Raw genomic sequence first — 12797 nt, 5'->3', positions numbered from 1 at the left:
CTCAGATTGCTTCGGATGTGTGAAGCCCGGCGATCTCGGCCGCGCTGTAGCCGAGTTCGGCCAGGATCGCGTCCGTGTGTTCGCCGAGCGCGGGCACCGGGTCCATGCGGGGACCGGTATCCCAGGTGCCGGGCGGCAGCATGGCGGGCACCGGCCCCACGGCCGTCCCGACTTCGGTCCAGCGCCCTCGCGCCTTGAGCTGCGGATGTGCCCAGACCTCCTTCATGGTGTTGACCTGGGCGTTGGCGATCTGCGCGCGCTCGAGTCGCTCGACCACCTGCGTGCCAGTCAGCGGCTGAAAGGCATCCAGGATGATCTGGCGCAATGCTGTGCGCTCGGCCACGCGCTTGAAATTGGCGGTAAAGCGGGGATCCTTCGCGAGGTCGGGCTGCTGCAGCACCGTTTCGCAGAAGCTGACCCATTCGCGCTCGTTCTGCAGGCCGAGCATCACGGTGGTGCCGTCGCCGGCCGGGAACGGGCCGTAGGGATAGATCGTCGCGTGGCTGGCGCCGGTGCGCGGCGGCGGCTCGGCGCCCTCGAACGCGTAGTAGAGCGGGTAGCTGGTCCATTCGGCCAGCGACTCCAGCATCGAGATGTCGATGCGTTGCCCCTTGCCGGTCTGGCCGCGCTGCAGCAGCGCCGCAAGGATGCTGCTGTACGCGTACATCCCCGCGGCGATGTCCGCGATCGAGGGGCCCGCCTTGCAGGGCTCTTCGGGCGTGCCTGTGACGGAGACAAAGCCGGCCTCGCTCTGGATCAAGAGGTCGTAGGCCTTCTTGTCGCGGTACGGACCCGGATGGTGCGGGTCGTCCCCGTAGCCGGAAATATCGCAGACGATCAAGCCTGGCTTGGCGCCTGACAGCTTGTCGTAGCCCAGGCCGAGGCGCGTTGCAGCGCCCGGTGCCAGATTCTGAACGACGATGTCGGCCTTCTCCATGACCAGGCGCTCGAGAATCGCCGCTGCCTCGGGGTGCTTCACGTCGAGCGTGAGGCTTTCCTTGGAACGGTTGGTCCAGACGAAGTGCGACGCCAGTCCGCGAACGCGTTCGTCGTAGCCGCGGGCGAAGTCGCCCGAGCCGGGGCGCTCGATCTTGATGACGCGGGCGCCCAGGTCGGCCAATTGGCGGGTGGCGAAGGGCGCGGCAATCGCGTGCTCCAGCGTGACGACGGTGATGCCCTTGAGTGGCTGCATGAGTATGTCTCTCTCGATGGTGTGTGAGTGGATCAGCGCAGTACTGCGGTGGCGTCCATCGTCAGCCAACCCTCGTGGTCCGAGGCCCAGAGACGGATCGTCTTGCCGTCGGCCTCAGGTCGGCCGTTGACATGGAAGGCGTTCAGGTCGAAGGTCGGGCGGACCGCCTTGAAGCGAAAGCTCGCCACGTCGGCTTCGGGCAACTGGCGGCGCAGGAGGTCCATCAGCAGTGTCGCGATCAGCGGACCGTGCACGACCAGACCTGGATAGCCCTCGACCTGCGTCACGTACTGGCGGTCGTAGTGGATGCGGTGGCCATTGAACGTGAGCGCCGAGTAGCGGAACAGCAACACATCGTCGGGCACGATTTCGCGGCGCCAGGCGGCGTCGGATGGTGCGGATTGAGGTGGCGGCACGACATCGTCCGGGCCCTGTGCTTCGCGATAGACGATGTCGTGGAACTCGACCAGTGCCGGCTCAACCGCCTCGTTGCAGCGCACTTCGTGACGCACCTTCACGAATACGAGCTTGCCGGTGCGGCCTTCCTTCGTTGTGACGTCATCGATGGTCGAGGTGCGCGCAACACGGTCGCCGACGCGGATCGGGGAGCGGAACTCGAACTGACTGCCAGCCCACATGCGTCGAGGCAGGGGTACCGGCGGAAGGAAGCCGCCGCGCTTGGCATGGCCGTCGGCGCCGATTTCGCTTTGCCGATGCATCGGCAGGAAATAGAGCCAGTGCCAAAGCGGGGGAAGCGGTGTGCCCGAAGTGACCGGTGCGACCGGATGGTCCAGGGTCGCCGTCAGTGCGACCACCGGGGTGGGGTTGATGGTGTCTTCGGCCCTCTCGCTGCGCCCTACCCACGATTGCAGTTGATCTTTCTTTGCGTCCAATCTTGTCTCCTTTGCTGACTGCACCAAGCGGCAGCAGTTCTGGGGAGCAAGTGTGCGACGCAAGCTACGTTAGCGGAATTGCAATGTTTGGTCCTATTGATGCACACAGCGCAATAAACGGCTTATCCCTGAGTGAACCAGGAGGCGGTCGATAACCGCTTGTGTGCGGCCCACTCGGCATGGTGTCATGTGCTCAAAACTGAACGACCGCTTGCTGGAGCAGTGGACGTTCCGGGCTCAACGCTGAAGTAGACCAATCGGTCGCGAAGGGAGGTCTGAAAGTCAGCTTTCAACGGTCGCCGTCGTTCGCCCCCAGAAATTCGACCGGCTGTTTCCCCACGGCCAACGCTATCCGTGTGGCTTTTCCCTCCAACAGAGGATCGCGACCTGCCTCTGAGCGATGCGACGAAGGCAGACTGAGGCCGGCGTGCCGCTTCACGGCGAAGAGACTGTCGCCTTCGGCTGCGCTGCGGCGACGTCGTGGAGCACGCGACAGCCCCGTGCGCGAACTGCCACCGAAGATCGCGCTACGGTGAACGCGACGACTCTCGAATGGGACTGGAACGACCCAGCCCCCTCAATCCAGCGCCGCCTCAGTCCCCGGCGCGTTCCCCACCGTCAAGTTCAACAACTCGGCCAACCGCGCGCGCTGATCCTCGTCGAGCATGCGCACCAGATGCAGTTTCGCCGCGGCATGCCGAGGCATCGCCTCTTCCACCAGTTTCACCCCTTCCGGGTCAACGCGACCCTCATGCCCCGCCTGTCCTTGCGATCATCCCGCGGTTCACCAGCCTGTCTTCATCCAGCCGCTCGAAGAGATTCGAGAGCCCTCCAGAACTGTAAAGCAGCGGCGCCCGCAGTTCCGAAGAGGAGAGCTTGTACGGCGCGTCGGCGACACGCAGCATTGCCGGATGCCGCGACCGACCTGGTCGTGCTCGGATCGATCCAAGATCGGTCCGCCCCGTGTCAAGGGCGCGTCCACGGCGCTCCTTCCGGCAGCCCTGCCTTGCGAAGACCTTCGGTCAGCAAGTCCAGATCAGCTGCGCGCCTGTAGGCTGCGATAGCCCGGACCGACGCCATTGAGAATCCGGGACTGATGCGCCAAACCTCCGCCAGCGCCTCGTGCGCAAGGGTGTCCTCACCCAGCTGGCCATGGCAGGCGGCGAGAAAGAAATGCGAGGGCAACGATTTTCGGGATTGTGGGCGATGCTTCGCTTGATGAACTGCACGGCATCCTGGAAACGATGCATCAAGAAACAGGCGTGGCCAATGTAAGGGTGTAGTAGAAGGGATGGTACGGATTGAGGCGCTTTGCCTTTTCGATCAACTCGGCGACTCGCTGGGGCTGGCCAGCGAAATTCAGAATGCCGGCGAGGCTGGCATAGGCCTCGGCGTTGCTCGGCTCGATCTCGGTCCATCGTCTGGCGGCATCGACAGCTTCGTCGTGTTGCCGCCTGAAGAGAAGGACACTGGACAGCGCCTCGTAGACCAGGGGCAGGCTCGGATCGAGGCTCTTGGCCAACTCCGCCAGTTCGAAGGCCCGCTCCAGCGCTCCCGGTGAACCGGAAAACAAATCGTGCAGGTAGGTCAGGGCGAGACCCGCATGCGCTTGCGCATAGCCCGGATCGAGTTCGATCGCCTTGTCGTAGTGCAGCCGAGCCGCGGCGTTGCCTTCCTTCGTGAACAGGCGGTACTGCTCGCGCCCGCGCAAGACGCAATCGTAGGCTTCCGGATGCTCGGTTTCCAGGCGCGAGGTCGCCGGGCTCGCCGTCTCCGTGAGCCTGATTTCGAGGGCACGGACGATCTGTTCGGTGATGTCGTCCTGCACGGCGAAAATGTCGGCAAGCTCGCGGTCGTAGCGTTCAGCCCAGATCTGGCCGCCCGTGTCGCCGTCGATGAGCTGCGCGGTCACCCTCATCCGCTGCCCCGACTTGCGGACGCTGCCTTCCAGGACGTAGCGAACACCGAGGTCGCGACAGATGTCCTGGACCTTGGCGGCCTTCCCCTTGTAGGTAAAGGTCGAATTGCGTGCAATGACGAACAGCGCGGGGATGCGGGCAATCTCGGTGATGATGTCCTCGCTGATGCCATCGGCGAAGTATCCCTGCTCCAGGTCGCCACTCATGTTGGTGAAGGGCAGCACGGCAATCGACGGCTTGTCGGGCAAGCGCGAAGCGACGTCACCGACAGTCAGCGAAATCTCGGCCGCCGAAGGCAAGCCGGGCCGGGTCGGCGCATCGCCTGGAAGGCGGAGCCGGTATGCACGGACGGGCTCGGCGATGTTCTTGATCGTCTGCTCGCCCTGGTCCTCGAAGCTGGCCGCCACCTTGCCCTTGACCGCGCGATGGATCGAATCAGAAAGTGTGACGCCGCCCGGTTCGGCAAGAACCTGCAGCCGCGCCGCGATGTTCACTCCATCGCCGTACACCGTACCGTCGGCCTTTTCCATCACGTCGCCCAGGTGCACGCCGATGCGAAAGTGCATGCAACGATCTTCGGGCAAGCCGGTCGCGAGCCCCGCCAGGTCTCGCTGCGCTTCGAGTGCCGCCGTGACGGCACCCGCAGCGCTATCGAACACCGCCAACACCGAGTCGCCGGCCGTATCGATCACGCGTCCGCCGTGCAAGACGACTTGCTCGCGGAATACCGCGCGCGCGGCGTCGAGCGCCGCGACGGTGCCGCGCTCGTCAAGCGACATCAGGCGCGAATAGCCTGCGGCGTCCGCGGCCAGGATGGCCAGAAGGCGACTGTGCAGGTCCGGGGTTTGCATGGGGACATTGTGGCGGATCGCCTCGCTCGTGGGCCAATGCTGACGCAGCCGGGCCGGTTCGGAGTCTGGCTGTAATGAACGTCACCGCCGATGCATGAACGACCGGTGTTCGCCCACGCGAAAGTCGGCAAAGGGGCTTGCGCTAGTTCGAACCCTTCGAACACTTCACCTTCATCTCCGAGCAGAACAAAAGGATGCGTTCGAGGATGAGCGATGAGACGTTCTGGTCGCCCGTGTGGGCAGACGTGATCAGGATTTGAGACAGTTTGTCCGATAGTGCGTTGACCTGCAGCCCCGCGATCTGAACGTTGTTCGTGAACTGGATGGAGCGCCCTTGTTGATCTTGGCCAGTGATCCGCAACTGAGACTGGGCGCTGAGGTTGCGGAGTGCGACCGCGTAGACTTTCTCGGCAGGAACTTCAACCACTACGGCGGCGGTGTCGTACGCAACCCCGCCGTTGCCTTGCTGTTGCGACATCTGCTCCACCCGACCGATGACGTGCCGAGCGATGAAAGCAATTTGCGCGTGGACGTGCGTGGTCCATGCCATGGCAGCAATCGTTGCAATCCACAGAACAGGTCTTGCCCAATGCATCTGAAAGTTCATTTGAGTTGGTGACTGGCGACAGGCACTTTCGCCGGTGGGGGGACGGATCTCGAATTTGCTACGGTGGATTGTGGCAACGGCTATCCGCTCTGTCCATATGCGTGCACGACGAGCGCCGCCGGGGCGCTGAGAATCGCGTTGAGACGTTCATGAACTCTGGCCCTGTTCGGCCACGCGCAGTCGCTTTGCCAGCGCCTGCAGCAGCTTCCAGGCGATGGCGCCGTTGCGTTCGATCAGCGGGCGGAACTCCCAGAAGGTCAGGCCGTAGCACACCAACTCGGTGGTGGCGACGACGGTGGCCGAGCGCGGCCCGCCGTCGATCAGCGCGATCTCGCCGAAATGATCGCCCGGGCCCAGCGTGTTGATCGACACGCCCTTGCTCGACACCGCGGCCTCGCCCGATTCGATGATGAAGAACGCAGCCGCGCCCGAACCCTCGCGGATGACGGTCTCGCCCTGGGCGAAATGGCGCTGCTTCAGCAGCCGCGCAATCTGCTCGGTCTGGCGCCGGTCCAGGTCGACAAAGAAGCGCACGCGCTGCAGAGCGCCGACCGGGTCGCGCGGCGGTGGGCTGGGCAAGGCGGCCTCACTGCGCGACTGGCCGGTGGTCACGGCGCGGCATTGCAGCAGGTACAACCTGCCGTCCTGCATCGCCCATTCGATGTCGCGGCGCGGGCCGTAGGCCTTCTCGCACTGCAGTGCCAGGCCCGCGAGCGACGCCAGCTGCGTATCGTCCAGGCACAACTGCGTCACCTGCGCCGCCGGCACCTGTTCTTCGAAGGTCCCGCCGTTGGGCAGCGAGCGCACGGCGATGCGCTTGCGTCCGGGCTTGCGTTCCAGCACCAGGCCGGCGCGATCGAGGCGGAAGTGGTCGGGCACCACCAGGCCGGCAACCACCGCTTCGCCCAGACCCCAGCTGGCCTCGATCAGACGCTCGTCAGCGCCGGTGACCGGGTGTTCGGTGAACATGACACCAGCCACATCGGGATTGAGCAGCGTCTGCACCACCACGCCGACACTCGGCCTGGTGAACAGCCCCACCTTCTGGCGGTAGGTGATGGCCGAATCCGAATTGGCCGACCACCACACCTCGCGCACTGCGCCGGGCACATCGGCTGGCGTGTGCACATTGAGCACCGTCAGGTGCTGGCCGGCAAAGCTGGCTGCAGCGCCGTCTTCATCGACGGCCGAGGAGCGCACGGCGAACGGCGCCGGCAGATCGGCAATTGCCGCTGCAAGCCTCTCGATGGCCTTCTCGTCGCCACCAGCGATGGCATCGACCAAGTCGCCCGACAGCGCCACGCCTGGCGGCACTGCCAGGCCGTGATGCACGGCATTGCCGAGGCCCACCGCCTTGGAGCCGAAGAGCGCAGCGTCGCGCGCTTTCGCAAAAGGGACGACTTGCTGCTTCACCCGAGCACCGTGACCTCGCCGGCATCCCCGTCGACGCGCAGGCGCATGCCGTCGCTGATGCGTTCGGTGGCCTCGCGCGTGCCGACCACGCCGGGTATACCGTATTCGCGCGCGACGATCGCCGCGTGCGATAGCAAGCCACCATTGTCGGTGACGATGCCGCCCAGCAGCGGCAGCAAGATGTTGAAGGCCTCGGTCGTCGATTCGGTGACGAGCACGTCGCCCTGCTGGATGCGGCCGAACTCCGACGGGCCCGAGACGCGCCGCGCCGGACCTTCATAGACTCCCTTGCTGGCGGCCAGCCCGTAGAGCATCTTGTCTTCGTTGGTGGCCTCGGAGCTGCCGAACAAATGGCCCAGCGCGATGAAGGTCGCGCGCATGAGGCGAGCCACAGGCGGCGGCAGCGCCGCCAGGTCCGGCGGCAGCGGGGGCGGCGGCCCGAGCAGCGGGGGCACGTCCTTGGCCGTGTGCGCCGCGCGATAGGCGGCGCGCTGTGCCAGCTCCTCAGCCGTGGGGCCTCCACTGGCGGCAACCAGCGCGCACATCTCGTCGATGCCGGCGTCCAGCATGTGCAGAGGGGTAGCGATGCGGCCGCGCGCCGACACGCGCCGGCCGGCCGCCAGCGCCGCGCGCCGCATCAGGCCAGAGGCCCAGATGTCACTGTAGACACCGCGCTCGTCGCGCAACCGGTACATCAAGCGGGCCTCGCCCAGCAATTCATCGAATTGCGCCTGGTGCGCCACAGGCACGCGGGCACGCACCTCGGCGACGCGCACGTCGAGGTCCGACGCGACCACGGCTTCGCCCGACAACGCGATGCGAAGCGAGCGGAGCAGCGCGTCAGGCAGCTCCAGTGCGGTGGGCTCGGCGATGTCGAAGCCGTCGATCAGTCGGTGACCGACCAGGTCGAGATAGCCGCGCACCGCCGCGCCGGCATCGCCGCCGAGCGTGCGCAGACGTTCGAGCAGCTGCGCTGGGTCGCCGTCGCTGACCAGCAGCGTGCGTGCCGCCGCGTCCGTGGCGAAGGCGCCCTTCAGGCGCACCATCTCGTCGGATCCGCCGGACGAGACCTCGGCCGACCCGCGCATCAGGGCCAGCAGCTCCGAAGGTGGCAACTGGGTCCAGGCGCCCGCATGGGCAAGGAAGTCGCCGACGGGCAGCACCGCGCCACCGGTGAAACGCATGTGCTGCGTGATCATCGCCGCGTGGTGGTCGCGGCAGCGCCGCAGATAGGCCACCAGCTCGGCGTCGGACAGCGCGTCCGCGTCGACAAGCTGCAGCTCTCGGTGCAGCGCGATTGCCGCGGGCTTGCACTGGTTGTCCCATTCGCGCAGCTGCTCGCGCCAGAGCTTCTGCGCGTAGACCTGCTCGGCGCGCTGGAAGCGTTCGGGCAGCTCGGATTCCGGTGCCGGCACCACCTGGCTGTAGCCGAAGCCCTGCACGTAGGCGATCTGCAGGCCGTCGATGAGCATGCCGTAGTAGCGCGCAAAGGCTTGCGTGCCGGCGCGGAACGGGCCTGGGTGCATCTCCTGGAAGTAGCGCGTCAGAGGCCGCGGGAAGTGCACGCCATCCTGTTTCCACGGCCCGGGCCCGGGCGGTTCAATGGGCAGTTTGATGCTCAGGTCGTGTACTGTCATGGTGCTATCTCCTTGTGAGGATCGGCCCGTACCTGCGCCCATGCCGCTCAAGGGCGAGGAACCGTCACGGCTTCCTCGCCGCCGTTTCGGAAGATCTGAAGATATTCTTTCGGCGTGACGCCCGCGTCGCGCCGAAACGCCCTCGAAAAGTTGGCAACATCGCCGAATCCCAGTTCCATCGAGACCTGCTGCAATGTTGCATCGGGCTGGCGCAAGAGATCTTGCGCCCGCTCGAGCCGCACCTTCTGCGAGAGCAGGCGAAAGCTCAGGCCCTCCTTCTTCAAGTTCCGGTCGATGGTCCGATCGGATATGCGCAGACGCTGGGCGATCTCCGTGAGGGTCAATTGCTGCCCGCGCGTCTCCCGAAGCAGCATGGCGATGTACGGACCCCATTCGCCGTCCGGCGCGGGACGCCTTTGGAGCACGTGCAGTCGCTGCTCGATTTGCTGCACGAGCGCTGGGGATGGCATGGGAAGCGGCCGATCGAGCATCTCGCCTTCGAATAGAACCCGAATGCCCGGGGGCGCTGCATCATCGAAATGGAATCGCACAGGCGCGAGGGCTGCATAGCGCGCCGCGTGGGCCGGGCTCGACATACCCATTCGGATCTCGTATGCCAGGTCCGACCTGAACAACACCTGGACCTGGTCTTGGAAAGAGACAGCCATCGCCTCGAGCGCAAAGTGCATGGTTGCCAAGGGCATCGCGACAACGGGGTTGAAGGTCACCTCGCCCTGCCGGGCACCTCGCCTGTATTTCATCGCGAACAGTGCGTTGATGAAATGGTAATAGCGGCTCGTGAACTGCATGAAGTGGTCGAGGTCACGGCAGCTGAGCATTGCGTAGCCCATCAGGTCATGCGAGTTCAGTTTGACAGTTCGGCCCAACTCGAACCCAAGGTCCTCGCGGCCTGTGAGCGTATAGGCCGCCTCGACGAGCGCATCCACGTCTCTGGGCGCCAATGCGCCATTGCTCCCCTCAAAGCGGGAGGCATCGATCTTCGCGAGAGCGAGCAGTCGCGACACGTCTACCCCTTGCCGGGCAACGATGTCCAGCAGCAATGAAAAATAGCGCGTAGGCACGGTTTTGGGCGCAGCAATCACGACGTCGCTCCATCTCGACCGACGCCAATGGTAGCAATGGCCGCCTCCTAGGGTTTCCACTTAGATGTCGAAAGCGGACCCGTCAATGTCGGTTTCAGCCTTTGTGTGGCGAGCGCGCGCAATCGATCATGCAGTCCTCGCCTACAGAGGGACAACATGGCAATTCTCGGCAACCCGAACCTGGACGTGCGCAGGACCAACCGCGCGATTGACGAACTGATGGAAGTGACGACCAATCCGCGTCACCGCTTCATGCTCGAGGCGTACTACCGCCACCGCTTCCTTGAGATTGGCGGTCGCTATGAAGAGATCTTTGCGCCCGACATGACAGTCGCGAGCCCGCTATACCACTTCGAGGTGGGCGGCAACAGCGCCACGCTCGATGGCGCTGAAGCCGTCAAGGGCTTCTACGCGGCATGGGCACAGACGAATCAATCGATCTTCTACGTCGAAGACGAGCAGATCGCCGTCGCCGACAACTTCATCGCCTCGGTGGCCACGATGTACCAGCAGACGCACGGCAAGACACTCGCCGGCAACGGAATCGCGGTCGACGACGAGAACGCCTACTACCTGATGAGGGTTCCCGGCGTGCAGATGTTCTGGCCCTACGACGACCAGTGCCGTCTGATCGGCGAAGACGTTTGGGAGCCGAGAGGGGCAGAACGCACGCTGACCAAGCTCACCGCATCCGAGGTGCTGACCAGCGAGCAAGCCGGAAAGCTGCTGGAGCCGCTCATCAAGCCCTTGCGCTGCTTTGAAGAGGCAATGCTGCAGTCAGCTTGATCTGTCAGACAGCACGCGCTCCCTGAAATACCAAATCTTGATCCTCTTGAAAGAAGTCATATGACAGCGACGAGGCGAACCTTCATCCACGCGGCCCTTGCCACTGGGGCGGTCGGCGCAAGCATCTCCGTGCGGCCGTGAATGCGAATCCGGGTTTCAGCATGACCGACGCGCCGATCATCGCGCGCATGGCGAAGATCGGGATCGTGCCCGGCCAGCCATTCGGCTGAGCAAGCTCGACCCGGCGGTGCAGGCCGCACTGAAGGATCTGCCGCAGACCGCGCTCAAGAAGATCGAAGGCAACTCCAAGAGCCTCGGCACCGTCGCCAACGGCTGAATCGTCTCGAAGGGGCTCGGCACGTACGGACCCGCGGACTACCTGAAGCGCACAACGGTGGCCGCGTTTGGCTGGCCCGCGAATCAGGAGAAAGACGCGGTCTACCCGTACGCACAGGTGGACGCCGAGGGCCAGAAGCTTCGATGTGACGGCCGGTTCGGCGAAACAGCGAAGACCATTGCCTACATAGACAATGCGTGGGGTCGACCGTGGACCTCTGCCCCCGTTGCCAGCGCGCCGCTCCGAAGACGCACTCGCCATCGTGAAGACGGGTCTCCCGGCCAGCAGCGGAAGTTCGCGAATGGCCGCTTCCCGGCATTCCACTTCGACCGATTGGCTGCGCGATCCAAGGGCGCATAGGCCGAAGCAGGACGGACAGAAGGGCCGGGAGTCGAGCAAGGCACGTTTTCATCATCGAACAAGGTCCACCGAACTACCAGCGATGCAACTGCGCCAAAATGTCGCAAGGAGGTGTCGGTGGTGCAAACGAATTCACTCCGATCGCAGGGCTTGGCCTTGATGTGGCTGGTGCTGGTATGTGCTTCGTCGGTGTACGCGGAGGAGGCGGCTCCGCCGCAGACCCGGCCGTTGCGGGTGGCAACGGGTGCGCTGGCGCCTTTCGTCATCAAGGAGGGGGATCGGTTCAAGGGATTCAGCGTCGACCTGTGGAGCGAACTCGCGCGTCGAATGGGTGTCGAGTTCGTCTGGGTGGACGCGGGCTCGCGTGCGGACCAACTTGAAAGCGTACCTCGTGGCGACGCGGACGTTGCAATCTCGGCCATTGTGATGACGCCTGAGCGCGAGCGCGCCATCGACTTCTCGCAAGCCTATTTCGATTCGGGCCTTCAGATCATGGTCCGCGCCGAAACCGAAAGTCCCATTCTTGCCACATTGATGGCCATACCTTGGAAGTCCATCGGAAAGCTGTTCGCCGCGGCGCTGGTGCTTGTATTTCTCTGCGCCAACGTACTCTGGGTTATCGAGCGAAGACGGGGCCTGGATCTTGGCAAGGGATACCTGGCGGCCATCGGCAACGAGATGTGGAACACCACGCTGATCATCGCGACCGGCGAGCATGGCGAACGTCGCGACCCCGGCACCGTGAGGCGTATCGTGATCGCCTGCGTCTGGCTGATGGGCATCGTACTGATTACGCAATTGACCGCGACGGTAACCTCATCGCAGACGGTGCAGAGGTTGCGATCGATCATCACCGGTCCGGGGGACTTGCCCGGCAAGACGGTGGCGAGCGTGCCCGGCACCGTGGCGGCAGACTACCTCTCGATTCTGCACCAGCCTTTTGTCGAGGTCGCAAACGCCGCGGCCGCCATCGACTTGCTCACGCACGACAAGGTGCAGGCCATCGTCTTCGACGCCCCCACGCTGCAGTATTGGGCTGCGACATCAGGCAATGGATCACTGCAAGTTGTCGGCCCCGTATTCAGACCGGAGAAGTACGGCATCGTGGTTGCACTGGGCAGCCCGCTTCGCAAGGGGATCAACGAAGCGTTGCTCGGCGTCTATCAGGATGGGACTTACGAGCAGATTCACGACAAGTGGTTCAAGAGCCAGAGGTAGTCGTCACTCGTGGCCGGCAACGTTAGGTGCCGACGGGGCTGGTGCCCACGGCGCCACGGGCCTTGGTGCTGGCCACCGGGAAAGGTCGGCTCTGTTGGCCATGCCAAGTATTGGCCATGCGCTTGCCACCCGGCGCAAACTCGTCGCCCCAGACGTACGTGGCCTGTTCGAGTCCGCCCCAGCGGCGAATCCCCATCGAGATCACCAACGCCGCTGCCGTTCGCCAGCCACGCCCTGAAGCCTGGACTGGCGGCGCGTGGGTCTTCGATGGCGTTGGTACCTGATACCAATTTGCGTTCAATAGATTAGATATGATGTTGTCCCACGAACTTCAAGGAGTCGTGGATGAAGACATTGATCGTGGGTGATAAGGGAGATGCTGATCAATGAATGACGTCGTCGGATCTCAAGACATCACGACACGATGCGGTCGCGATTCCGGTCAACGTCGCGCCGTGAGGTCTGCCCACCGGGCGTTTTG

At 64.3% G+C, this 12797-nt stretch carries 10 protein-coding genes; 2 read left to right on the top strand and 8 right to left on the bottom strand.

The window, feature by feature from the left end:
• Window position 1: 1 nt before the first annotated feature.
• The 8 genes from QZH52_RS37400 to QZH52_RS37365 form a co-directional block, all read right to left on the bottom strand.
• Window positions 2-1192: a CaiB/BaiF CoA transferase family protein gene (locus QZH52_RS37400; protein ID WP_301816334.1), complete on the bottom strand. Its 1191-nt coding sequence runs from the start codon at window positions 1190-1192 to the stop codon at window positions 2-4.
• A gap of 32 nt (window positions 1193-1224) precedes the next feature.
• Entirely contained in the window at window positions 1225-2085 is an 861-nt protein-coding gene (locus QZH52_RS37395) for an HTD2 family dehydratase (RefSeq protein ID WP_301816333.1), read from the bottom strand.
• Between the two features lie 577 nt (window positions 2086-2662).
• Complete coding sequence (locus QZH52_RS37390; RefSeq protein ID WP_301816332.1) at window positions 2663-2812, bottom strand: hypothetical protein; 150 nt, start codon at window positions 2810-2812, stop codon at window positions 2663-2665.
• Window positions 2813-3334: 522 nt separating this feature from the next.
• A complete protein-coding gene (locus tag QZH52_RS37385; RefSeq protein WP_301816331.1) occupies window positions 3335-4855 on the bottom strand; it encodes an adenylate/guanylate cyclase domain-containing protein in 1521 nt (506 codons plus the stop codon).
• A 142-nt stretch (window positions 4856-4997) separates the two neighbouring features.
• Window positions 4998-5405 carry a hypothetical protein gene (locus QZH52_RS37380; protein ID WP_301816330.1) on the bottom strand — a complete coding sequence of 136 codons (408 nt, stop codon included), beginning with the start codon at window positions 5403-5405 and terminating at the stop codon, window positions 4998-5000.
• 204 nt (window positions 5406-5609) lie between these two features.
• Window positions 5610-6875 carry a PEP/pyruvate-binding domain-containing protein gene (locus QZH52_RS37375; RefSeq protein ID WP_301816329.1) on the bottom strand — a complete coding sequence of 422 codons (1266 nt, stop codon included), beginning with the start codon at window positions 6873-6875 and terminating at the stop codon, window positions 5610-5612.
• Complete coding sequence (locus QZH52_RS37370) at window positions 6872-8512, bottom strand: PEP-utilizing enzyme (protein WP_301816328.1); 1641 nt, start codon at window positions 8510-8512, stop codon at window positions 6872-6874. Before QZH52_RS37370 ends, QZH52_RS37375 begins: the two co-directional genes overlap by 4 nt.
• A gap of 47 nt (window positions 8513-8559) precedes the next feature.
• Complete coding sequence (locus QZH52_RS37365; RefSeq protein ID WP_301816327.1) at window positions 8560-9615, bottom strand: helix-turn-helix transcriptional regulator; 1056 nt, start codon at window positions 9613-9615, stop codon at window positions 8560-8562.
• Window positions 9616-9771: 156 nt separating this feature from the next.
• Between QZH52_RS37365 and QZH52_RS37360 the strand changes: the two genes are divergently transcribed.
• Window positions 9772-10401 carry a hypothetical protein gene (locus tag QZH52_RS37360; RefSeq protein ID WP_301816326.1) on the top strand — a complete coding sequence of 210 codons (630 nt, stop codon included), beginning with the start codon at window positions 9772-9774 and terminating at the stop codon, window positions 10399-10401.
• An 817-nt stretch (window positions 10402-11218) separates the two neighbouring features.
• Entirely contained in the window at window positions 11219-12316 is a 1098-nt protein-coding gene (locus tag QZH52_RS37355; protein ID WP_301816325.1) for a transporter substrate-binding domain-containing protein, read from the top strand.
• The last annotated feature ends 481 nt before the right edge of the window (window positions 12317-12797 follow it).

The organism is Variovorax ginsengisoli (assembly GCF_030486595.1).
In the GTDB taxonomy this organism is placed as follows: Bacteria; Pseudomonadota; Gammaproteobacteria; order Burkholderiales; family Burkholderiaceae_C; genus Variovorax; species Variovorax ginsengisoli_B.
The sequence above is the reverse complement of the archived record's forward strand: the minus strand, read 5'-3'. Positions and strand labels throughout refer to the sequence as shown.

Bases quoted from the DNA above. Each gene is read 5' to 3' on its own strand.
- QZH52_RS37380 (WP_301816330.1), bottom strand. From the start codon at position 5,405: ATGGCATGGACCACGCACGTCCACGCGCAAATTGCTTTCATCGCTCGG.
- QZH52_RS37400 (WP_301816334.1), bottom strand. From the start codon at position 1,192: ATGCAGCCACTCAAGGGCATCACCGTCGTCACGCTGGAGCACGCGATT.
- QZH52_RS37385 (WP_301816331.1), bottom strand. From the start codon at position 4,855: ATGCAAACCCCGGACCTGCACAGTCGCCTTCTGGCCATCCTGGCCGCG.
- QZH52_RS37370 (WP_301816328.1), bottom strand. From the start codon at position 8,512: ATGACAGTACACGACCTGAGCATCAAACTGCCCATTGAACCGCCCGGG.
- QZH52_RS37360 (WP_301816326.1), top strand. From the start codon at position 9,772: ATGGCAATTCTCGGCAACCCGAACCTGGACGTGCGCAGGACCAACCGC.